Consider the following 24,174-nt stretch of genomic DNA (forward strand, 5'->3'; position numbering starts at 1 on the left):
CATCATCCTGTCTTCGTTGTATGGGGCTGGAGCGCCAAGATAGACGCGTCGATTGCGAACGTTACGCTCGTCCCGTGCGCTCCGCTTGCAATCCGCAAGCCTTCCGATCCCTCGAAGCTGCGAAGCAGCCGCTGATGCACGTTCCACAGACCGCAATGCTCCTTGTCATGGACGGGGTCCTGAAGGGAGTGAAGCACTTCAATCTTCCGTTCCTCGCTCATGCCGCTCCCGTTATCCGATACGCTCACGAGCGCTCCCCCGCTTGCACTTGTTATCGCAATCCGAATGCGTCCCTCGCCCTCCAAGGATTCGAAGCCGTGAATAATGGCGTTCTCGACCAACGGCTGCAGCATGAGCACGGGAACGAGCAGCTCTTCAAGCCCCGCTTCTACTTCAAGCTCATAGGCAAGTCTGTTCGAAAATCTCAACATTTGAATTTCCAGATACGTCCGCGTGAACTTGATTTCATCGGCGAGCCTCACATGCTCCGTCAGCCCTTGCCGGGTGACGAAGCGGAAATAGTCGCCCAAGTATTTGCACAATCTGGCTACATTCTCGTTCTCGCCGGATACGGCCATCCGGTAGCCCTGATACAGGCTGTTAAACAAGAAGTGCGGGTTGATCTGGGACTGAAGCATTTTCAGCTGCGCCTCCTGCAGCTGTATTTTTTTGTGCAGCACTTCTTGTACAAGAATTTGCAATTGCTGCGCCATGCTGTTGAACTGCCGATAGACGTAGCCGAATTCGTCGCCTTGCTCAAGCAGGATGCGTGAGCTGTAGTCTCCCTTTTCGACCGATCTCATCGATCCGACAAGCTTTCGCAGCGGAGAATGGATTTGCTTGTAAATAAAAAAGGCGAACAGCACCACGACGATGCCGGTTACGCCCCACAGAAATGCCGACCACCGGCGCAATTCGTGCATGGGCTTCAGCAATTCAATTTCATCCGCATAGGCCACGATGCTGAACAGCCGGTCCGTGGACGTTCTCGTATGTACCACATAGGTGCCTTTTTGCAATTTTACCCGGTATTGATCCGGCTTCGCTTGTATCGCGTTCCCCATTTCCGCAAAGATGTCGCGGTCAAGCTCCCTTTGCTGGGAACCCTCGACAAGCCGGCTGCTCTGCGTTTCGATCAGGAACACCTTAAAAACATTGGCCTCCTCGAGCGATTTGAGGGCGTCTACGATGCGCTCCTTATAAATATCGACGCCAAGGTAATAAGATACGGCCAGCGGATCTGCTCCGAGTCCGGAAAATTCGGTCGTATACGTCAAAAAATCATGATCGAGATAACGGTTGTACGTCGTATCGCTCTGCGACACTTCTTCAATCAGCTTGGTTTTCCGGGCATCGATCGGTCTGACGCCGTTACGAAACGAAATGGTCTTATTCAGGTCGGGGTAGATCAAAAAAACGTCGGCGATATAGTTATTGGAGTAGCTGATGAGGCCCATTTTCGTTTTCAGGTTCTGGTACAACGAAACGTTATTGAAGGTAAAATCTTCACGCTGCTGCAGGTAATAGGCCGGCAAGTCGGGATCGTTGTTCAGCGCGATCAGCATCTGTCCGATATTATGCAGCTCGTCGTCCATCGTTTTCATAAACAGGTTCATCTGCGACTGGGACGAAACCTCGGCCCGGCTTACCGCTGCATTCATGCCGGCACGAATCGTCATGATGCTGAACAGCAGGAGCGGAAGCGTCATAATCACAAAGCCGATGACGATCTTGATGAATACGCCGGGGCGCCGCGTCCGGTTCGTCCGCATGCTGACTTCACCTCTACTTTATCTTACCAACCAGCCATTGCTCCAGTAAATGCTCGATATGCGCAGGCTCCGTATCGAAAATCAAATAACGATGGCTTCCCTCCCCCGGCATCCAACGGTTGGCGCCGTCGGGCTCGATGAGGACGCGCCCCCTTTCCGACAATCGCCAGCCGTCCCGCAGCCCCCGTACCGCTACCATAACCGCGATCAGATCCCAGCTTGGGCGAACGCCGTCCGCCAGACCGAATCTCTCGTAAGCTTGCCGCACGGGATGCTGCGACGGCGCAGTCGCAAGCAAGCTTCGGCCCGTCAGCACTGCGCTCCCGATCTCGTAGCCTGCGAAAATAATCGGCGTAGGCCACTCTGCCGCGACAAGACGGGCGGCGTCCGGCGCCATCTCGAAATTCCACTCCCGGCCGAACGGGAAATGTCCCCCCATCGCGACCGTTTCTTTAACTTTGCGCTCGACGAGCCGAATGCCCGGAAGCGGACTGATCGCATCCGGCTCCGACCGCAGCAATCCGGCGAGATTGCGCAAAGGGCCGATCGCGGCGATAACGATCGAAGCGTCCTCCGCTTCTGCGAGCAGCCGACGGTAGAGTTGTATCGCATCCGGTGCGGGATGCTCTCCGCGATATCGGTTGTCGTATTGCAGCGCAAGCGCTTTGTTGTAAGTCTCGTAACGTTCGTGCGCCAAAAAATCGGGCTGACTCAAGGTGCCGATCGGAATATCCGGGCATTCGTAATACGCGTTAATCGCATCCAGGCAGCCTGCCCCCCACCTGCTGGAGGTGCAGTGCATCATGCCCGCAATACGGGCTTCTCCGTGGGCAGCCAGCGTATGCAGCACGGCTACGGCGCCTGCGTCGTCGCAATCGGGCCCGATATCCGTATCCAAAATGATATTTACTGCGTGCACGCTCGCATCCCCTCCTCCCTCGACGTTATTCTTTGACGGATCCCATCACGATGCCTTTCGTAAAATGCTTTTGCAAGAGCGGATAGACGACCAGAATCGGAGCCATCGCCATAAAAATTTGCGCGGAGTAAAGCGAGCGGCGCGAGGCTTCCGCCGCATGGCGGGCGTCGTCGATCGTGATCGCTTTTTTCGTCTGATCCAGCAGCGCCTGCAAATACGTCTGCAGCGGATACAGATCGACCTTGTTCATATAGATCAGTCCGGAGAACCATTCGTTCCAGTGCATGACCATGCTGAACAAAATCAATGTCGCCACGGCCGGCATCGACAGCGGGAGATAAATTTTGAACAAAGCTGTGAAATGTCCGCCGCCATCGATATAGCAGGCCTCTTCCATCTCCTTGGGCAGCTGGCGGAAGAAGTTGAGCAGCAAAATGATATGAAACGTCTGTACGGCCGCCGGCAGCACGAGCGCCCAGATCGAATCGATCAGATGCAGCTGCGAAACGAGCATATAACCCGGAATGAGCCCGCCGCTGAACAGCATGGTGAAAACGATCAGCCATACGTACACATTTCGGTAAGGAAACGCCCGCTCCTCCTTCGACAGCGGATAGGCCATCAGAAACGTAAGCAGCATGTTCACCGAAGTTCCCAGCAATAACCGCTTGATCGTAACGATAAACGCATCGTAAAACTTCTCGTTGGCGAGCGCCTCGCGATAGGCGGAAACGTTGAAGCCGACGGGCCATAAGCCGACGAGGTTGGCGTTGGCCGCTCCTTTTTCGCTGAGCGATACGGCCATCAGGTGAACGAGCGGCAGCACGCATACGGCCGCGATGCCAATAACAAACATGATATTCAACAGGTAAAATAGCCTGTACGTGTTGGAATGGTATCGATCCATACGAGCCTCCTAAAATATGCGGTAATTGGCGAAACGGGAGGCTGCCCAATAGGATACGGATATAAGCACCAAACCGACGACGGACTTGAAAAGTCCCACGGCCGTTGCCAGACCATATTGCATATCCAGCAAGCCGGCACGGTATACCCAAGTATCGATGATATCCCCGGTCTTATAGACCAGCGGACTATACAAATTGAAGATTTGGTCGAAGCCCGCGTTCAGAATGCCCCCGATGCTAAGCGTAGCCATCAGTACGACGATCGGCGCAATGCCCGGCAGCGTCACGTGCCATACTTGCTTCCAACGGTTGGCGCCATCCATCACGGCCGCCTCATAGAGTACAGGGTTGATCCCGCTGAGCGCGGCCAAATAAATGATGGTGGAAAAGCCGAACTCCTTCCAGACGTCGGTGACGACGATGACGCCGCGGAATAAACCCGGATCTCCCAGGAAGAAATACGGCCCGATTCCCAGCCAGCCCAATATCCGGTTTACCGCGCCTCCGTTCATAGACAGCACGTCCACCAAGATGCCCCCCAGAATGACCCACGACAGAAAGTGTGGGAAATAAACCATCGTTTGCACGGTACGTTTCACGCCTTGCTGCCTGATTTCGTTCAGCAGCAGGGCGAACAGCACCGGGACGATGAGCCCCAGCACAATTTTCATCACCGCAATGACCAGTGTATTGATGACAATGGTGGCCGTATCCGGCAGGTTCATCATGAACTCGAAATGCTGCAAGCCCACCCACTCGGAACCAAAAAAACCTTTGGTCGGCACAAAATCCTGGAACGCAATGACGATTCCCGCCATCGGTACGTACTGAAAGATAACAAGCAAAGCCATTCCAGGCAGCAGCATCATATGCAGCGGCCAATTGCGTCTCCAATTGACCGGCTTTAATCTGAGGCCAAACACAGCATTCTCTCCTTCCGCCGGAATGGCACGAGGCTGCGCGGCAAGCGCACAGCCCCGTATTCCGCTCTATTTCTGTGTATTGATTTCCTTTAAAATGTCGTCTCCGCCAAGCTTATGGTACTTCTCGACGAACGCGTCGAAGGTGTCGATGGACGCGCCCATAATGATGTTGACGAACGTTTCGGATTCCAGCTTGCCGAGCGTCGGTCCCTTGGACAGCATCGTCGGGGTAGATGCGCCGACATAGGCCGGGTATACGAGCTCCTTGTAGCCGTCGAGCACCGCTTCCGCTTCGTAGTACATCTTTTCCATGGCCCAGGCCTGAAGACCGCCCGGCTTGATCTGGTTGGTGAAGACGTCCTTCGCTTTGGCCGATACGAGCTTGGATTCGTCGTTGCTCTCATGATAAGCTCTCAGTTCCCGACCCACCTCCAGATTGCCGAACGGCGAGTCGAAGAAAAACGGTCTGGCATAGTTGTGCGCTTCGAGGCCTTTGTGCGTGCTGCCGATCGCCTCGTACCAACGCTTCTGAGCTTCGGGAAATAGTTCCGGCTTCGAGCTGATGAACATGTCCGTCCACAGATTCATCGACTTGACGATCGCTTCGGGATGCTCGAAAGCTTTGCGAACGACGATCCATTCGTTGGTGAAAGGAAGCGCTTTGGGTACGGGGGCGCCGCCGTCGAGCGTTGGAATCGGGTAGGCGTTCCACTTGGCGTTCGGATCGTTCTCCAGATTCTGCTTGAGCGGATAGAGCGGGTTCCAGAATGCGCCGAACAGAATGCCCACCTTGCCCGCCATGATTTTCTCGACCGTCACGGCATAATCCTTAATACCGAACTCCGGATCGAAGGCGCCAAGCTTGTAGAGCTCCTGCATTTTTTTGAGCGCTTCCTTCATCTCGGGCTGCGTGCTGCCGTAGACGATTTGGCCGCTCGCATCCTTCACCATGATGCTCGGATAAGCGCCGAACGCCGACGCGATCGCATCCATGGCCAACGTGTTCATGCCGCTCTCCAGCGAGATCGCGAACGTGTCTTTTTGACCGTTCTTGTCCGGATCGCTCTCGACAAAGGCCTTGGCCACGGCGGTCAACTCATCCATGGTTTTGGGCGGCTTAAGTCCCAGCGCATCCAGCCAATCCTGGCGAATATACATGACCGGAATCGAATTTCCGTAATCTTTGGGCGCCGGGATGCCATATAGCTTGCCGTCGGTCTCGGCCGGAACGAACGAGACCCGGTTCTGATATTCCAGATTGCGCTTGAGTTCGGCGGAAGCATACTGATCGTAGACTTGCGACAGATCGGCCAGCTGGTCGTTTTTGATCATTTTCTGCATTTGCTCCGTCCCGACCAGCAATACGTCGGGCAGATCGTCGCTCGCAATGGCAAGATTGATTTTTTCCGACAGCTTGGAGGCTTCCACGACGAATTTATTTTTGTATTCGATATTCAGCATTTCCTTGTTCAACCGGGTATGGATGTTGTCGTCGACGCTCTCGCCTTCCGGATAGTTGATGCCCGCTCCGACGGTCGCCCCGATGGTCACCGTCACAGGCTCCGCGTAGGCCTTGAGATTAATCTCGGCTTGCGCATCCTTCGTGCCTTCCGGCGCGGCGGCCGAGGCGTCGGTCGATGGCGACGCAGTCGACGTACTGGCGTTAGAATTGTTGTTTGACGAGCATGCCGCAGTCGTTATCAAGATGGCAGCAGTCGCGGACAGCAGCCACGCTTTTCCTTTTCTTCTGTTAGACATTGTGTTCCCCCCATTTATTGAGCTGAAATCCGCTGCTTCTTTTTTATCTTAATTCAGGTTGATTTGGGGCATAAGACAAAGATCTTTACCTTCGGGCAACAATATTTACGGGTTCGCCGATCCTGTTATTTCGACGCCGCTGCGAGCTCGGACGGCTGCGGGATAAGGTCGGTCAGCCGCAAGATCGCCGTCGCGGCTTGCGCTCTCGTCGCGGTTGCGTTCGGCGAAAAGCCTCCGCCGGCCAATCCCCGCATCAGACCGAGCTCCGCGGATCGGCCGACGGCTTGCTTGGCCCAAGCCGCGATATCCCGCTCATCCAAGTAGCTTGCAGAATGCTCGTCAAGCTCGGGCACCGCGGCGCAATCCGCCAGCGCACAAGCGCGCATGAGCATAACCGCCATCTCCTGCCTCGTTACCGGCTTGTCCGCCTCGAATTGTCTACGCCCGTTGCCTTCGACCAGCCCCGCTTCATATCCTGCCGCAGCGGCTTGCGCATACCAGGCGTCCGGAGCGACATCCGAAAAGGGAGCGGCGGTTCCGGTCCCCTTGAGACCGAGGCCGAGCGCCCTGGTCAACAAAGCCGTGAATTCGGCTCGCGTCAGCTGTCGATCCGGGCCGTATCGCGTGTCGTCAAAGCCTTGCACAAGCTGTGCGGCGGCCAGCGATTGAATGGCTTGATGGGCCCAATGCGTCGCCGGCATGTCGCTGAATGAACGATCGTAGACGAGCACCCCGTATATGCCGCTCCGTTGGATGACGGCGCTAAGCTTGCCGTCGGCGGCAGACTTGGCGCTTCTGACATATGCCCATTGCGACCGTTGTTCGTTCCAAATATAGAGGCCCGCCAGGCCTGCGGCGTCCAACGAAGGATCGTAAGCCAATTCCAGAATTGCGGATTGAGCTTCGGCGTTATGGTCCGGCACCTTCACTTCCGCGATGGCACCGGCAAGCGTCAGCTTGACCGAAGCCGGGTGTGCGCTTCGCGCGACCAGGCTTGCGGCTGCCTCTTTGCCAAGCGGGCTGATCTTCAGCCCGTCCGCCGCGGTCGCTTGTTCTCGCGCCGGCGGATGGGTCTCTTGCGGCGATTGCGGCTCCTGAGGCTGCTGAACCTCGCCTTCGCCTGGAATCAACATGCCGGCAAGCGTCTGGGCATACCAGCGGACCAGGTAATCGTTCGGATGATTCACGTTGTTGCCGGTCATATCGGCAAACGCCTTGTGCGCCAGCAGCTCCGCATGAACGCCGGTCAGATCGGCTGTCGCCACGCCCGTCTGCGCATCGGCCAACGCTTTTAGCTCGGCGATATAAAGCGGCTGCTTGCCGTCAAAATACGTTTCCGAATTGGCCAGCGTGGTACCGACCAGAATAAACTCCGCATCGCTGTTCGCATCCCGGAAATGATCCATGATCGTCTCGATATGGTCGCGGAATAAGGCAGGCGAATGCAAGGCGTCGCTGCCGACGCCGTCGTTCATGCCGAAAGCGACGACGACCAGATCGGGCTGCAAATCCGCAGCCCGCTCCGCTTCCTCCATGCCCCAAATGGCCGTTTGTCCCGGCACGGAGCGATTGATCAGCGTAATCCTGGAATCGTATTGCGCCTCCAGTCGCCGTTTCAACAAAGCGGCCCAGTCCGGCAAATACGGCGGCGCGTTCGTAACGCCGCTCGCATTGGCGCCGGCTGCGATGCTGTCGCCCAGCACAAGCAGTTTCAGCGGTTCGCCTGCTTCCAGCTTGGCGAGCGTCCGGGACAGCGCAACCGATTCCAGTGCCGGCACCGGTCCCTCCCAGCCGCCTCCCGCATGTTCATAGGTGACGACAATTTGCCGGTCATGAAAATAGGAGCCCTCGTGCAATAAGACGCCCCCGCCGCCTCGCCGGTCTACGCTCTCGTTTGGCACGACCGTCGCCGGATAAAGTTCGTCCTCCGTCATAAAAGGGATCGCGGAGCCGGGCAGAAGCCTGATTTTGCCATTGCTATATGCCCAATCCACGCCCTCCGCATAAGTCTTGTTCATCTGCGCGTTTCGGACGGATACGATGCGGGTCGGCTCGAACAGCAGCGCGGCTTCCGGAAGCGCTTGATTCGCGGAAACCATCAGCAGCGGCTCGTCGTATACGATGCCGCCTTGCCAGAACGGCTGCATCGCTCTCGTTTCCCAATCCGGCAAATAGGCCGCCGAGTCGTTCACCGTATGCACGCGGATTCTGTTTTGTTTATTTTGCTTGTCCGACAAGCCGATCTGTACATAAGCCTTATCGTCAAGCACGCCGTTCACCATGTCCGAGTAATCGCCGTCGAGCAGCACCCCGTCCATGGCAAGCCGCCATACGCCGCCGGTTTGCGTCAGCTTCAGTTCATGCTGCTGAAGCGTGGCCGCATCAAGCGTCAAGCTCGGCATCGGCTGGAAGCCGGCGGCAGTCGTCAATTTATGCGGCTGCACGGTGAGCTTTCCTGCCGTATCGCGGAGCAGAACGACTAAGCCTTGGCCGGCTTCGGGCCGCAGCACGTCAAAATAATCGGAGCTGCTGAGCAGACTGACCGCCAGCCAGGAATCGTCGCCGCCGGACAAGCTGCCCGACAGCTGCTCCGGCGTGAACCGGACAAAAAATCGATCAACGTCCACCGGCTCTTTGAATACGGCGCCATTCGCAGGGATTACCGCGCCGCCCGCGACCGTATAGTAGCCGGAGCCCATGAACACGATGCCGTTTGAGCCCAGCCGGACTTCCGTAGGCGCCTCCGCCGATCCGATGCGGCCGGTATATAGCTGCCAGTCCGCAGCAAAGTCCATATTTTCAGGAACTTCATAGTCTGTCGTCGTCTCCGCTGTCGGTCCCCGGTCGCTCCAACGGCCGGCGGCATTGCCTGCTTCGATCTTGAAGCTGTAGTGCGTAGCAGGCGTAAGTCCGGTAACCTCGTAGTTATCTACGCTGCCGTCTACGACTGCCACCTCCGCGCCATCCTGATAGATTTTATAGGACGCGACGCCTTCCCTGTCGGTCGCTCCGCCCCAGTGCAGCACGACCCGGTTCGCTTCGACATCGGTTACGGTCAAGGATCCGTCCCGCCATTCGGGCCTGCTCGGCACGCCGTAAGCCGCCTCGCCGTTTACCGAATGCACCGCCACGCGGTTCGTTCCCCCCGCTTTGTCCGATAGTCCGATCAGCGCATAGGCCTGTTCGTTCAAAACGTTCGTCACCATGTCCGTATAATCGCCCGCCAGTTGCGTGTCGTCCACCATGAGTCTCCATACACCGGACAGCTCCACCAATTTCAGCTCGTAAGTCCGGTCGATTGCGGCCGTCCCGAGCGTTAACGGCGTCTGGGCATGGAAGCCCGTATCATCCAGCTTGTAGGGTTCCACCGTCAGCAAGCCGCTCGACTTCCGCAGCAGCACCACGATGCCGCGGGCTTGCTCCGGCTTCAAGACGTTAAAGTAACGCCGGCTGTCCAGCAGACCGACGGCCAGCCACGAGTCGTCGCCGGCGGACAAGTCGCCTGCAATGGCTTTGGGCGTAAATACGACGGAGAACTGCCCGGCATCGACCGTCCGATCGAGCACGGCGCCGTTGGCGCTCTCGACTTCGCCCTCCGCAATCGTATAGTAGCCGTCTCCCGAGAACAGGATGGCATCGCTGCCGGACTCGGGTATTGTCGGATTCGCTGCCTCCGTCAAGGGGCTGTTGAACAGCTTCCATTGCGAAGCGAATTCCGGCAGCTCCGGCGCATGCGCCGTATGGCTCAGCACCTGCAGCTCTTGAATGGCAAGCGGGCGATCGTAGATGCGCACGTCGTCGATCGATCCGTCCAGGCGCCCGAGACCCGAGCCTCCGATGTCCGCGCTGGGATGAACGGTTTTTGTGCTCGTCACGCCGGCTTTGCGGAAGATGCCGTTGACATAAAGCCAGGGCTGCTTGTCCTTGTAAACGATGGCGATATGCGTCCATTGGTCGGGGTCCGGCTTCGTGCCCCCATCCACGAGCAGCGCGGGCAAATAGTTATCCGAATGTTCCACCACGGCAATGCCGTTCGTACCGACCGAGACGCCGACGCCCGCATGCGTCGCATCGGTCCCTCCGCCTCTGTAGGCGGGAGCGATCGCATATTGCTGGCCGTTATCGCCGGTAATGCCGTCGCCGGCTTCAGGCCGCAGCACGATCTCGGCACGCGGCTTGACCCAGAACGACAGGGTGAAGTTGTCCGAAATGCCCGCGAGCGAAGCATCGTTCACGTCGACGCCGCCGCCCGTGCCGTCGAAGTCCAGCGCGCCGTCGATCATTCCCGGTCCCCATGCGCCTGCCGTCACGCTCCCGTCGGCGCCGCCCGCAGCATCGGCAGCCGAAGCGCCTGCGGTTTCGTCGAGCTTCCACCAGTGGGCCGGTCCTTCCCCTTCGCCGCTGTCGCGAAAGTCCGCGAGGACCATGTTCGTTTTGCTGGGATTCATCCCGGGCACGAAAGCTTTCACATTGATGACCGTCGACTTGTCGGTCACCGTTATCGGGCCCGCATAGAGCATGCTGCTCGCAGTCGGCACGCTGCCGTCCAGCGTGTATCGCAGCTGCGCCCCCCAGGTCGCGCTCTGGAACGTATACGTTCGCGAATCCGGTGCGCCTGACTGAATGTCCGTCACGAGCGGCATCGCCGTAAAACCCGGCGAGACGGCAGGATCCGCATTGTTGGCATAGGTAAAGCTGGATGGCTTCTGATCGAATCCGGTCATGCCGGCCTCATTGTAAAACCGATTGCCTTCGAACGTGCCGGAGCCGGTATTGTCGGCGCGCAGCCAAATATGGAAAGGCGAGTCCTGGGTACCGAGCGCATTATCCTTGAAGGTGTTGTCGGCAAATAACAGCTCGTTGAAGACCTGTCCGCCCATGAACATCGCGCCGTAACGATAGGAATCATGGATAAAGTTGTTGGTAAAATGAATGTAATCGCCGGACTTCTCAAAATCGTAGGCCGTGCCGTCATGATCGCCGGGGTAAGTGCCGGCCCACCCGAACTCGTTGCCGTCCACTTCGTTATAAACGCCGCTCTCGCCGGTCAAATGCTCGGTCAGCACCGAGGTGAGTCCGACGCCGAAATACTTGCGGGGATAATTGTAATAGAACAGATTGTTCAGCACGTCGACGTTTTTGCCGCTCCACTGGAACACCTGATTTCTCCCGTTTTCAATAAATGTGGAGCCTTCGATCGTTACGTCTTCCTGTCTCGGGCCAATGCCGTCGCTCCACATGATGTAGCTGATTTCCGTTTTTCTGAAAATGTTGTTTTTGATCGCGATATTCGCGAACACCGGCTTGACGCCCGGTACGGTCACCAGATCGATGGCCGTTCCCTCCTCCCCGGGCAGACTTCCGTTCGCATTCGCGATATCGTGAAAATAATTGTCTTCGATCCGGTAATGCTCGAATCTCGGCTTCGTATTGCCGTCGGCGATAATCCGGAGCCCCCTTCTCGCCTTCGCGATCTCCAGACCCGCAATCCGGTACCCGTCGCCGTTGTCGATCCGGATCGCCTCTTCATCTATGCCATTATTCCGGTAGATGTACGGTCGGTTGCCCGAACCGTATGAAGTTACCGTAATCGGATGGTCCGAGGTGCCGCTGCCGCGGAGCGTTAACTGCTCGTTCCATGCGTCGCCGCTTTTGAGCTTGATCGCATCCCCTTCCGCGTACGTCTGTCCGGATACCTTCCCTAGCGTCTTCCAGGGCCCGTGCACGCCGTCCCATTCTGGAGCCAAGCCGTCGTAGCTGTCGTTTCCGTTCGTCTGGCTGACATAATACGTGGTGCCAGTCGGCGACGGCAACGGATCGGCGGATGCCGTACGCGTCGACCATAAGCCCGTCAAGCCTTCGAACAGCAGCGCCAGACACAATGCAATACCCAAAGGCCGATAATTTTTCAAGTTCAATTTGCTCTCCCCCATCGTTAGAATGCGCTTACAAGCTCATTTTAAATTTGGAGGCGAGCATGCGAATAGAGAAATAACCTTTCCTTTCTAGCAATATCTTTACCACTGCATGACGCCATTGTGGACGAGCGACGAAAACAGCCGCCGGAGTATGCCCGGCGGCTGTCGCGTATGATCGATATTCTATCTTTTAACCGTAAACCGATACTTCCCGGAGCCGACGCTAAACGCCAGCCCTTCGGCCGTCTCCTCGACGTTCGAGATTCCTCGCGCGGCGTCGAGCGATTGTTGTGACTCCGTCGCGTTCGCCTTGCTCGCGCCCTGCAGCAGGACGTTCGCGGCGGCATTGGCCGGCACGGAGATATTGTAGTCGAATCCGCCGTCCGGTCTGCGATGCCAGGCCGCTCGAATCTCTCCGTACGGCGACTCAAGCGTCGCGTCGGCGAACTTGAGCGAACCGCCCGGCACCGGACGAATCTGAATTCGCTTGTATCCGGGTTCGGAGGCGTCCGCGTCGATGCCCGCGACAATACCGAACAGCCAGTCGCCGATCGCGCCGTATGCATAGTGATTGTACGAGTTCATATCGTCGCTCCAGAAGCTGCCGTCCGGCTTGATGCCGTCCCAGTGCTCCCAGATCGTCGTCGCGCCCTTGACGACCGGGTACAGCCAGGACGGATACTCGCGCCGCTCGAGCAGCTTGTAGGCGAGGTCGGCGTGTCCGAACCGGGTCAGCACATGGCAAAGGTAAGGCGTGCCGACGAATCCCGTGGTCAACTGGTTGCCCGCTTCCTCGATCAGCTTGGCGAGCCGATCCGCAGCCTGCTGCCGGGTTCCTTCCTCCAGAAGATCGAACATCAGCGCTACGGCATAGGCAGTCTGCGTCGGCGAAGCGAGCCGCCCGCTTGGGGTGACGTATTCCGCGCGGAAGGCGCTTGCGACGTTGTCGCGCAGCTCGGCGTACTTGGCCGCGTCGTCCGCAAATCCCAGGACGCTCGCCGACTTCGCCACAAGTCCCGTCGAGTGCGCGTAGAAGGCCGTCGCGATCAGCTCGCGCGGCGTCGCGCCGATATAGCTGTTCTCCTTGGCATCGAGCCCGAGCCAGTCGCCGAAGTGGAAGCCCGTATCCCATAAAAATTCATTCTCGCCTTGAGCCCGGATATATTCGACCCAGCCCTTCATACTTGCGTACTGCTCCCGGAGCACGCGCTCGTCGCCATAACGCTCGTACAGCACCCACGGGACGATCGCGGCCGCATCGCCCCAAGCCGCCGAATTCGCGCCGGCGATCGAGAGGTTCGGAATGACGTGCGGCACGCCGCCGTCCGGCTGCTGATCCGCAGCCAGATCGCGAAGCCATTTTGCGAAAAAGGTCTGTACGTTGCGGTTATAAGTGGACGCTCGCACGAACGCCTGCGCATCGCCGGTCCAGCCGAGTCGCTCGTCCCGCTGCGGACAGTCCGTTGGCACGTCGACGAAGTTGCCGATCTGGCCCCAGACGATATTGTCCGCCAGCTTGTTGATCATCGGATCCGAGCAGCGGAATTGCCCGGCGGCTTGCAGATCGCTGGTCAGGACGCACCCGACGAAGCGGCCCGGCACCTGCTCCGGCGCAATGCCTTCGATCTTGACGTAACGGAAGCCCTGGAACGTAAAGGACGGCTCGAACGTCTCCTCACCATCGCCCGAGCACACATAGGCGATCGTCTGTTTGGCGGCGCGCAGATTGCCCGTGTAGAAATTGCCGTGTTTGTCCAGCACCTCCGCATGGCGCACGGTCACGACCGTTCCTGCCTCGGCCCTTACGGTGAACCGAACCCAGCCGACCAGGTTCTGGCCCATGTCGAGCAGCGTCTCTCCGCTCGGCGTCGTCCATACGGAGACGGGTACGATCGTATTCACGATCCGTACCGGCTCGCTCTCCTGCGCGACGAGCGCCGACTTCGGATGCGAATACGACGAGGCATTTCCCCATTCCGAATCGTCGAATTCCGCTCGCGACCACGCTTTCCGCTCCAGCCTCGCGTCGTAGTATTCGCCGTCGTAAATCTCGGACCAGCGAAGCGCGCCGTCGCTCCCCCGCCAGCTTCCGTCCGAGCCGATGATGGACTCGGTGCCGTCGGCATAGCGCACCTGCAGCAAAACAAGCGCAGCTCTGGTGTCGCCGTAGTTTCCTGTTTTTTTCCAGCCCAATCCGCCACGGTACCAGCCGTTGCCGAGCATGAAGCCGATCGCGTTTTTTCCTTCGCGCAGCAACGCCGTAACGTCATATGTCTGATATTGCAGACGCTTCTCGTAACTGGTCCATCCCGGATTCAGGCTCGTGTCGTCGGCAGTCTCGCCGTTGACGAAGAGCCGGTACATGCCGAGCGCCGTTGCGTATATACGAGCGGAGGCAACCGGACGATCCAGACTGAATGCCTTGCGCAAATAGGCGATCGGTTCATGTCCCTCTTCGTTCGCGGGCAGCGCGTACGAGATCCAGTCGGCTCCAGCCCATTCCTCTCCCGACAACAGCCCCGTCTCAAAATAAGCGGCCGGACTCCACTCGGATTCCTCGCCCTGATTTGCCCATACCTTCACCCGATAAAAATACCGCGTGCGCGACCGCAGCGTCTCGCCTTCATAAGTCACCGCGACCGAACGATCGCCGGCCAACTTCTCCGTATCCCACGCAAGCCCGCCTTCAAACGCGGCATTTTCCGCGACCTGGATGCGGTACGCCTCCTGAACGACCCCGCGCCGCTCCGAACGCAGCTTCCAGCCCAGCCGCGGCGCCTTGTCGTCGATACCCACCGGGTTCAACCTGGTGTTGCAGGACAGTCCGTATACTTCGATCTCCGCCATTCGTTCATGCCCCCATGCCGTCATTAAATTACCGATCCTGATTGCAGTTTAAAGCGCTGCCAGCGGCAAATACATTGGTGAACCGGACAATATTCCATGGTAAAATAGACATCAACTTGAAGCCGGAGGCCCTGAGATGAAAAAGACGCAATATACGTTGCGGGGCAAAAATCTGTTTCGCGGCGGCCTGCGTATTTTCGTCAACCGAATTGAAGAGAACTTCTTCGATTCGGGTCTGCACGAGCACGATTTTATCGAACTGAACTACGTCGCCGAAGGGACCGGATACCAGTATATCGGCGAACAGGCGCTGCCCGCGGCTCGCGGCGATCTCTTCGTGCTTCCCGTCGGCTGCTCGCACGTATTCCGTCCATCCTCCGCCGACAAGCGAAGCAAGCTGGTCGTTTATAATGTCGTGTTCGCGACCTCACTATGGACGGAGATCGCCCGGACAGCCCCCGAGCTCATGCTCGACGACATGATGGCCGCGCTGTCCCAAGACAAGACGGAAGCAGGCATTGCAAGGGACAAACGGCTCGTGCTCGAGCCGCTCTTCGAGCGGATCCACGAGGAGCACGCCGCCCTTCGTCCCGGCGCTTCCGCAATGCTGACCGCGTTGCTGACGCAGATCTTGATTGAATGGACGCGGCTGCGCGAGATGGCGAACGGCGCAGGCTCCCCCGCGGCCGCCGCTCTCGACTTCGGCGAAGCCGTCGCTTACGTCCGCGAGCAGGCGCTCGAGCCGCTGACGCAGCGACAGGCCGCCGAACGGTTCGGACTGAGCGAACGGCACTTCCAGCGCCTGTTCGTCCGACATACCGGGCAGACCTTCCATACGTTCGTCCAGCGCCAGCGCGTCATGACCGCATGCCAGCTTCTTCGCGATACGAACTTCAAACTCGACGCCATCTCTGGCATGGTTGGTTATCGGGACACGCAGTCTTTTACGAGCGTGTTTAAACGAATCGAGGGAGTCACGCCGGGTCAATATCGGGGAAAGCTCTAATTCCGGCTTGACTATTAGATGGGAAGAACCTGCAAAGTTACTTCCTATTTAGGAACAACTTCTGCTGACGTTGCTTATAAAGCGTCTGGATGTTCCTAAGCAGGAACAAGTCCGACTGGCCTTGCATATTGAGGCTTGGGAGTTCCTAAGTAGGAATAACTTCGGCCAGCCTTGCGTATGAGGCTCCGGCCTTTCGGTTCCGTCTCCAGCTGCCGGCGATGACAGTGTTAATGCCCTATTCAACAAGCCTCTTGCCGGATTTCCTTCTTCTCGAAACCATACGTACCGGCCGCGACAGATCTAAGGCCGGAACCTGCGCAGCTCCGCCAGACATTGCAGGCTGTAATGCCGGCTGCGCTCCGTCTTCGGAATTTCCTCCCGACTCAGCTCCCGGTATCCGTCCAGCCAATAGCTCGCCGCTTCCTCCCCTCGCCCGAGCGCGGCGCTCACCTGCCCCCGGACGCAATTCACCTCGGAGCGGGACAGGTAGATCGGCTCGCCGTAAACCAAGTTGTCCGGATAGCGGTCGATCCGGTCCGCCCAATCCGCAGCGGCAGCGATATCGCCGTTCGCCAGCGCCTTGCGGACAAGCGACAGCACCGTGTCGCGGTAGCAAGGTCCGCTGATTTCCTCGCCCTCCCAGTTTTCGAACGGCTCGGCCCGAAGCAGCTCCAGCGCGCGTTCCTCCTGCCCGGCTTCCCGCAGCAGGTCGACCATGCGGACGACGACAAGCGTCCGGTTGCCCGCTTGCTCCATCATGGGCAGCAGCGCCAGCCGCGCCGCCAGATCTCCCCGCTGCCGGTAAATATCGTCGAGCAGACAAAGCGTTCCCTCGTTTCTCCCGCCGTTGACGGCCACATCTTCCTCCAGCACGGCGGCGGCGCCCGGCAGGTCGCCCAGCGCCGCAAGCCGGGCGTACCCGATGCTATACAGCAGCGCCGTAAGTCGCAGTCCTTTGCGGTAGGCGGACAACAGCAGTTCCGCCCCGCGCTCCCGGTCGCCGGCGGCATAGCAGGCGATGCCGAGCAAATAATCGGCAATGCCGACGGTGTCGAGCGGACGCACGCGCTCCAGCGCCTTCAGCAGCGGCCGCTCATTTAAAAATACGCGGTCGAGGCTGTCCGTTCGCAGCGCCTCCAGCAGCAGGGCGGTGTCACCGGCGCCCGTCAGGCGCAGCAGCCCTTCGGCGAGCCGCGTCTTCATGCCCGGCCGCCGTACGAGCTTCAACAGCGACGCCGCATCCGCCGCTAGCCCCAGCTCTGCGTAGATCAAGGCAATCGGGATCAGAGACGCCTCCTCGCCTCGCGTCAGCTCGAACAGGGATTCCCTTGCGGCATCGGAGCCGACCGCCAAATAGCGCTCCGCCAGTCCTTGCGCATTGTCCGGCAGGCTCGTCCGACGCTCACCGGCCGGAGCGGCTCCCGTGTCGGCCAGTGCGAGGCGTCGCGCGATCGCGGCAAGAAGGCGTCCCTCGGCATTGTCCTCCGGCAGCAGCGCGCAGGCCGCCATCGCGTCCGCGAACCGTCCTGCGGCGATGTCCATTCCGGCAAGCTCGGTCAATGCCGCGTCGAAGCTCTCCGCGTCAGCGCCGATGTCGGCGAACAGCCGCTGCGCTCTGCGCGTATTGCCGCGTTCCCGCTCCGTCACGGCCAAGTAGTAGCGGGCCCAGCCGTTGCGGTTGTTATCGCGCAGCAGCTGCTCGAAGCAGTCCGCCGCCCGCTCGTAGCGGAAGCTTTTCAGATTCAGCAGACCGAGCCGCAGCAGCGACTCCTGGCAGTCCGGACGGATCGCCAGCCGTTCGCCGTACAGCGCGATCGCGTCCGCCGTCAGCCCGAGCGATTCGCTCCACTGCGCCCGCTTCAGCACGCTCGCCGATTCGTCCTGCAGCACCGTTACGCGCGCGTCCTCGTACAGGTCGTGATCCGGATATTCCTCGTCGCACGCCGGATCGCCGTCGATATCGAGCAGCAGCCGCTGCCCGCAAGTCAGAAGCAGCCGAAGGCCGCCGGCCGGAGCGGACCAATCGCCGGGCACCGTGACGGTCGTCGGATACTCGGCCGACAGATCGACGGCCAGCTCCCGCGCCGCGTCTCTGCGACCGAGGACAAGCCGGCAGCCGGGCAGCGCTTCGGTTGCCGAGAGAACGAGCACCGCCTCGGCCTGTCCCGGGCTCCAGCGAATCGCGACAACCTCGGAAGCTTGGTGAAAGCCGCCGGTTCCGAAGATCGGATACCAGTACTCGGTCCACTGCAACTCACTATGCGGCTTCAGGAACTTATAGACGTTCTGGCTTTCGTAAGGACCGCTCTGCACCTCGATATATTGATCCTCGCTCTCGGTCAGCGCCCGGTTCCACGCCTTGGCCTTGTCGTCGTTGCCCCAGACGAAAAACTTGGCGCCCTTCAGCTTGCGGCGGTCGGCGACGTGGACGAGTCCGGCGTCTTTATTTGCGTTGTAGGCGCCGAAGCTGTCGCCGGTCATGCCTTTTCCGAACGTCTCGTAGGCGTAAGGGATCTGCTGCGGCAGTCGGCAATCGATCTCCTTGTAGTACGGCCATTTGGCGTACCGGTCGTCCAGATTTACGCACCAGTCGAACGGGTAGGCGAGCCGGACGCTGTCGTCGTAAGCGACCGCCGTATTCGTCCAGAAATAATACTTGTGCTCCATCGCAGTCGGATTGCGCAGCGTCACCCGCTGCTCGAGACGCGCTTGCCCCGGGTGCAGCCGCAACTCCACCTGCCAATGCATGAAAGACATTTGCTCGATGCCCCCGATCAGCACCGACGCGCTGCCGTCCTCGTTGCCCCGGGTCTGACAGTCGACGCGCGACATCGTCGTCGGCGAATGGCTGATCGGAAAATTGAACTCCATGCCGCCTGCGAACCAGGCGCCCCGCGTGCCGATCATCCGCGGACGGATGACCGGATTGCGGTACAGCGCCTCTTCGCCGCTGCGCTTGTCGAGCATGCTGTACAGCCTTCCGCCCAGCTCGGGCAGAACGATCAGATGCAAATAATCGTTTTCGAGATGAACAGCCTCGTACAGCACTTCTTCCTTCTCGCGCTTCATCGCGTTTTGCATCGGATAAGGATACGGATCGAGCCGCTTGTCCAGAATCGGATTGATGTCTTCCTCGAGCAGCCCGTACGTCGGAATCGCCAGCTCTGACCTATAGACGCGGACTGCGGACATCGGCCGTCTCCTCTCCGTACCGAACGGCATATGCCTTCGTATCCAGGTCGATCTCGACGACGGTGCCGTCGGCGTATACGGCCCGCTGCCTGCGGAGATTGCCGTCGATAAAGCTGTGTCCCGTCATCTCCATACACCCGACCCGGTTGTGCAGCTCTGACATTTGGCGGGCCAGCGCGATCTCCGCGTCGGTCGGCTCGATATTCAGACAGGGCAATCCGGCGTTCAGCAGGCCGTGCAGGAACCCCCAGTCCTCCGGCGGAATGCCCCACTCCCCTTCGCCCGGGAACCAGGGCAAAAACACCGCGTCGTGATACACGAGCGAAAACAGCGGAACCGGAATGCCGACGACGGGCCCTTTGCCCGGATTCGGATTGCGCGCGTACGGTCCGTGATGAACCAGATCGAGGGCGGGAATCGCCCAGTCGACCGGCTCCTCGGAGCTGACGATCATGCCGCGCGAGCGTATGGAATGAAAGCAGGACAGACGGTGCTCCATACACTGCTTGCGGGTCATGGGGTGGACGGGATGATAATCCTCCTCCAGCGCGATGACGGCGAAGACGTCCAGATACGCCCCGTCCGGCAGGACGCTCTCCGCCTCGAGCTGCTCGTAATTGCGTTCGACGTACCCTTTGGCCAGACTCGCGCTGAGAAAATGATGGGCGCCGCCGGGCCATATCGTGCACAGCTCGTTGTTGCCGTCGCGGTCCATCACCGCCTGCTCCGCCCCGTAACTCGGCGCGTCGTGATAGAAATCGCGGTATTGATCGTGCAGCGCCAGCAAATAACCGAGCTCCTCGCACCGCTGCCGCAACAGCCGCATCCCCTCCCAGCCGCCGTTGACCGGGCTCGGCGGCAGCACGTCGGGATGCAAATTGTCGTAGCCGCGCTGGCCCCATCCGTCCAGATGGACGTAAACGGGTCCGTCGTACGCATCTTTAAGCTTAGCCAGCTGCTCGGCCCGAAGCGCGAAGGAATGCCGCTCGTCGTTTTTCTCGGGATGATCCGGATCGTAATAGTCCGATTCCGGCACGGCGTAGAAGTGAATGAGCGTATTGACGACCGCCGCTCCGCGCAGCCGGTCGACGCGCGGATTTTCGGCGATTTTCTCCGCCATCGAGCGGAATCGACCGATCGATTTGGCGTAGGCCCGGTAGATTTTCGCCATTTCGACATAGTCCATTTTCGGACCGAACCGGTACCTCACGCTGCGGTTGTCGTCGTAGCGGCCAAGCGAGGGCAGCCAGCGGACGCCGAAATGCGAATGCTGCCGAGGCGCATGGTCGAAGCGGCCCTTGGCGTCCCAGAACGTATCGACGATTGCCGTGTACCCGTGCTCTCCGTCGGTCTGACCCCACCATGGCATATAGGCGTCGCGGCCGTGCAGCAAGCCGTCTTCGTAACGAACGAGGTCGCCCTCCCAGTCTGCCGGCACGAGAAAGCCTTGCATCATCGGCACGACGGTATATTGGCCGGGCTCGACGCCTCCGAACCCGAACGGAGCGGGCCAGGCGATATGCACGATGTCTCCCGCATCGCGTTCCAGCGGGTGCAGCTCGCACACAAGCTCGCCCGTATGCGTATACAGCAGCACGGACAGCCGAACGGACAGACGCCGCTGCGCAGCGCCGCTCGCGCCGTCCGCATCGGGGAAGCCCGACAGCGTCGCATACACGCCTTCGTAGTAGCCCGAGCGGCGAACCTCGAACGTCTTCTCCGCGGCGTCGGCAAGCCGGACGAGCCGCTCTCCCTCCGCCGTTCGAAGCAGGATATGATCTTCGCCCCGGACGGTCGCCCAACTCCGGCCGGCAGTCGTATCGGTCAGCGTCAGGACAAGCGTATTCGGATCGATCTCAAGCTGCCGGTCCGCCGCCTGGACGATCCAGCCGCTTCCATTTTCGTGTATAGTCACTGTTTCGGTTCTCCTTTAAACATCGCTTTTCAAATTCGCTTCCGGCAGTTCTTCGATCTTCTTCAATAGCCGATCTTACGATAAGCCTTCTCGTCGATATCGATCTTCGCGGCCGCGGCCGCTTGGTCGGTCCATTGCTGAAAACGGGAAGACCAATAATCGTTTTGCACGACATTCCTGATATCCTTGAAGGGCAAATAGTCCGAGAAGCCGCTGTCGGGCGCCAAGGAAACGGTAGAAGACGCGGATTTTCCCGCGGAGGGCTCTTCATTGCCCGGCCGTTTTCGATAGCGCTTTTCCTTCGTCGACTCGTAGTAGGCCTCCAGCGTCTTGTCGTCGGCCGGCCACAACGCGGGGCCCATTACCTCGATCAGTCGGTTACGCATATTGGACAGCGTATAGTCGTAATAGTCCGCCATCTGATATTCGACGGGGCCGTATACGATGCCGCCCTCCGCGACAAGCCGCTTCCGCCGCTCGTTCTCCCGGTCAAGCCGCTTCTGAAACGACGAGAACGAGTCGCTGTCGAGCAAGCCGTAAGACACCGCCTCCCGCTGCTGCACCTTCACGCGCGTCAACTGCGCAAGCGCCCGCCGTTTGGCCGTATCGAGCGGCGTCTCGCCGCCTGCGGCCGTCGTCCAGAACGACGCTCCGCTGCCTGCTTCAATGCCGTAGCGTTCGCCGTATTCGGCAATGGTCGGCGCGCGCTCGTTCTCCAGCAGCAGCAAATATTCCGCGGCCTCCACCGGTTCGCCGTCGATTCGCAGCGGAATCGCCGCCGTCGGCGCGCCTCTGGCCGACAGGACAAGCGCAACGGCCGCCGCGCATATCACAGCCAGCACAACCAGCGCGACCATTGGCCGGACCAACCGTCCGCCGGACCATCTTTTACCGAAAATCGTCTTCAAGACCTCACCCCTCCCGCCGCCGGAGCGGGCAGGGAAAGGAGCGGCGCTCCTTCCCTCTTGTGCCGCCCGGTCCGGTCGGCCGTTAGTTTTTGGTCAGCTCGATATCGTCGATCAGCGCATAGTCGGCGCCGCTCACATAGTTGACGTACACCTTGACGGAAGTCGTGGAAGGCCCGGTCGTAAAGGTCGTAATCGCCGGCTTCCAGACGGCGATGCCGATCTCGTAATAGCCGTTCAGCGAGGGATTGGCGGCATCCTGCAGGCCGATCCACACCTGACCGGGAAACAGGCCCGTGCCCGTCGGCTTCGCCCAGCCTTTGAGCGTGTACGTGGTGTTCGGCTGGACGGTCACCGTCTGCTCGAGATAAGCGCCGGGATAGATCTTGGCGGCGTAGGCGCCGGCCCGGACGTCGCCGCTGGCGACGGAAGCGGGACTCGAGCCTGCGCTCACGGTCGTCCAGCCGCTCAGGCTGCCGGTCTCGAAGCCCGGATTGACCGTCAGATTAGGCGGCGTCACGCCCGCGCCGTTGTACGCGCCGATATTCGGCGCCGCGGAGGAAGAGACCGCGTTGCCCCAATAATCCGCTCCGCCGTTGCCGGCCACGAGCTTGCCGGCGCCAAGGGCGGGAGAGCCCGTCTTCAGCATGTAGCCGTCCAGCGTATCCATGCCGTCGCGGCCGCTGCCGGGACTGACGAACTTGGGATCGGCCGTTATTTTGTTCGCGTCCGCCGGTTCGTTGGAAGGATGATAGCCGTAAAAAAGGTTGTGCTCGAACGTATTGGTCGATCCGTTCAACAGGTAGCTGACCTCGCCAAGATTGTAAAAAATGTTGTTCGCCCAGTAGGCGCTCGCGCCGGAGGAGCCGACGGCGATCAAATAAGGCGCCGTATCGGGATGGACGAAGACGGTGTTGTTGTAAATTTTCGTATTCTGGGAGTCCGCGCAGAAGCCGAATATTTGCGTATTGTCGTTCTGGCTGACGTTGTAGCGAATGACGCTGTCGCGCACGAAGCCGGCCGCCGGGTCCTTGCAGACGAGCACGAAGCCGCCGTCGTTGTCGTGGCTGTAATTGTACTGGACGACCGTGCCGGTCTGCCCGTGGTCGATGTCGAAGGCCATGCCGTCCATCGGCGTATTGCCGTTGTACACCTCGTTATGCTGCATGACCGCATGATCGCTGGCCCATGTCCAGATGCCGGCATTGAAGGTTCCCGAGCGGACATTGAAGCCGTCCACCACGTTGTACTCGATCAGCGCCCCGTCCGTGACGTGCGGCGTGATGCCGTCGCCGCCCGTATCGCTGACGAAATTGTTGCGGATGACGACATGGGTGAGCGGCACCCAGGACGGTCCGGAATACCCGATGCCGGCGCTGTACCGCCAGCTGGAAAACGTCGCGATGCCGGTGCGGTCCACGGACGAGACCCGATTGTTCTCGATGAGGACATCGTCGAACGTCGTCTGCACCGTCGTGCCCTTCACCTCGACGAGAATGCCCGCGCTGCCGCCCGCATCCTTCGTATTGTCGCCCTTCACCCGATGCACGTACAAATTGCGCAGATGAATCGCGTGCAGCGTGCCGGCATTTTCTCCAACGATGTAGACGCCTCTGCGATTGGAAGCCGTCGCGCTGTCGTTCGTCACTTCCAGATCGGCGATGTCCCAATATTGCTGGTTGTACAAATAAACCGCGTTCGCCGCGCCCGCGCCGTTGATGAGCGGGGCGCGGCCGCTTCCGTATTTGCCGATCGTAATGGGGTCCGTGGCATCTCCGGACCCCTTGGGCCAGAGCGTGCCCGTCCACACGCCGCCGGCCTTGAACAGAATGGCGTCGCCGGGATCGAACGTCGTCGCGTTCACCTTGGTCAGTGTCTTCCACGCCGTCGCCGGCGACAGGCCGTTGCCGCTGTCGCTGCCGGCGGCGGAATCGACGTAATAGACGGTGCCGGCGAACGAGAGCGCTTTGGCCTTGGGCGGCGCCTTGGCGTCGGCGGGAGCGGCGTGGCCGGTCGGAAGCGCCAGCGCCAGCAGCAGGAAAATCGCAGTCAGAAGTCGCCATGGGGAAGTGCGGATACTCATTATAGTCCTCCTCAGGGGATCGGCCGTC

Annotated in this window: 12 protein-coding genes; 1 reads left to right on the forward strand and 11 read right to left on the reverse strand. The window is 59.7% G+C overall.

All coding sequences use genetic code 11. From position 1 onward, the window contains the following. Positions 1-2: 2 nt before the first annotated feature. From KB449_RS18760 to KB449_RS18790, 7 genes are all read right to left on the reverse strand, one after another. The gene (locus tag KB449_RS18760; protein WP_282909832.1) at positions 3-1,772 is read right to left on the reverse strand and encodes a sensor histidine kinase; all 1,770 of its coding nucleotides are present in this window, start codon (positions 1,770-1,772) and stop codon (positions 3-5) included. 13 nt (positions 1,773-1,785) lie between these two features. Next, positions 1,786-2,691 (reverse strand): nucleoside hydrolase, encoded by a 906-nt coding sequence (locus tag KB449_RS18765; RefSeq protein WP_282909833.1) that lies wholly within the window; start codon positions 2,689-2,691, stop codon positions 1,786-1,788. A gap of 25 nt (positions 2,692-2,716) precedes the next feature. Next, positions 2,717-3,598, reverse strand: a complete 882-nt coding sequence (locus KB449_RS18770) for a carbohydrate ABC transporter permease (protein WP_282909834.1) — start codon at positions 3,596-3,598, stop codon at positions 2,717-2,719. A gap of 9 nt (positions 3,599-3,607) precedes the next feature. After that, positions 3,608-4,468 (reverse strand): ABC transporter permease, encoded by an 861-nt coding sequence (locus tag KB449_RS18775; protein WP_282912852.1) that lies wholly within the window; start codon positions 4,466-4,468, stop codon positions 3,608-3,610. A 120-nt stretch (positions 4,469-4,588) separates the two neighbouring features. Then, positions 4,589-6,280 (reverse strand): extracellular solute-binding protein, encoded by a 1,692-nt coding sequence (locus tag KB449_RS18780; protein ID WP_282909835.1) that lies wholly within the window; start codon positions 6,278-6,280, stop codon positions 4,589-4,591. Positions 6,281-6,405: 125 nt separating this feature from the next. Further along, positions 6,406-12,192, reverse strand: coding sequence for an S-layer homology domain-containing protein (locus KB449_RS18785; protein WP_282909836.1), 5,787 nt, complete (start codon positions 12,190-12,192; stop codon positions 6,406-6,408). 189 nt (positions 12,193-12,381) lie between these two features. After that, positions 12,382-15,045 (reverse strand): alpha-L-rhamnosidase, encoded by a 2,664-nt coding sequence (locus KB449_RS18790; protein ID WP_282909837.1) that lies wholly within the window; start codon positions 15,043-15,045, stop codon positions 12,382-12,384. Between the two features lie 136 nt (positions 15,046-15,181). Between KB449_RS18790 and KB449_RS18795 the strand changes: the two genes are divergently transcribed. Beyond that, on the forward strand, positions 15,182-16,051 hold the full coding sequence (locus KB449_RS18795) for a helix-turn-helix domain-containing protein (protein ID WP_282909838.1): 870 nt from the start codon (positions 15,182-15,184) through the stop codon (positions 16,049-16,051). Positions 16,052-16,351: 300 nt separating this feature from the next. Here KB449_RS18795 and KB449_RS18800 read toward each other — a convergent pair whose 3' ends face one another. From KB449_RS18800 to KB449_RS18815, 4 genes are all read right to left on the reverse strand, one after another. Then, positions 16,352-19,243: a DUF5107 domain-containing protein gene (locus KB449_RS18800; RefSeq protein ID WP_282909839.1), complete on the reverse strand. Its 2,892-nt coding sequence runs from the start codon at positions 19,241-19,243 to the stop codon at positions 16,352-16,354. Continuing rightward, positions 19,221-21,158: a DUF5696 domain-containing protein gene (locus tag KB449_RS18805; RefSeq protein ID WP_282909840.1), complete on the reverse strand. Its 1,938-nt coding sequence runs from the start codon at positions 21,156-21,158 to the stop codon at positions 19,221-19,223. Before KB449_RS18805 ends, KB449_RS18800 begins: the two co-directional genes overlap by 23 nt. A gap of 62 nt (positions 21,159-21,220) precedes the next feature. After that, a complete protein-coding gene (locus KB449_RS18810; RefSeq protein WP_282909841.1) occupies positions 21,221-22,066 on the reverse strand; it encodes a hypothetical protein in 846 nt (281 codons plus the stop codon). A gap of 82 nt (positions 22,067-22,148) precedes the next feature. After that, the gene (locus KB449_RS18815; protein ID WP_282909842.1) at positions 22,149-24,146 is read right to left on the reverse strand and encodes a carbohydrate binding domain-containing protein; all 1,998 of its coding nucleotides are present in this window, start codon (positions 24,144-24,146) and stop codon (positions 22,149-22,151) included. Between the last annotated feature and the right edge of the window lie 28 nt (positions 24,147-24,174).

Source organism: Cohnella hashimotonis (assembly GCF_030014955.1).
Lineage (GTDB): Bacteria > Bacillota > Bacilli > Paenibacillales > Paenibacillaceae > Cohnella > Cohnella hashimotonis.

Coding starts and splice junctions, on each gene's coding strand:
- KB449_RS18800 (WP_282909839.1), bottom strand. CDS start 19,243: ATGTCCGCAGTCCGCGTCTATAGGTCAGAGCTGGCGATTCCGACGTAC.
- KB449_RS18795 (WP_282909838.1), top strand. CDS start 15,182: ATGAAAAAGACGCAATATACGTTGCGGGGCAAAAATCTGTTTCGCGGC.
- KB449_RS18780 (WP_282909835.1), bottom strand. CDS start 6,280: ATGTCTAACAGAAGAAAAGGAAAAGCGTGGCTGCTGTCCGCGACTGCT.
- KB449_RS18770 (WP_282909834.1), bottom strand. CDS start 3,598: ATGGATCGATACCATTCCAACACGTACAGGCTATTTTACCTGTTGAAT.
- KB449_RS18775 (WP_282912852.1), bottom strand. CDS start 4,468: ATGATGCTGCTGCCTGGAATGGCTTTGCTTGTTATCTTTCAGTACGTA.
- KB449_RS18760 (WP_282909832.1), bottom strand. CDS start 1,772: ATGCGGACGAACCGGACGCGGCGCCCCGGCGTATTCATCAAGATCGTC.
- KB449_RS18790 (WP_282909837.1), bottom strand. CDS start 15,045: ATGGCGGAGATCGAAGTATACGGACTGTCCTGCAACACCAGGTTGAAC.
- KB449_RS18815 (WP_282909842.1), bottom strand. CDS start 24,146: ATGAGTATCCGCACTTCCCCATGGCGACTTCTGACTGCGATTTTCCTG.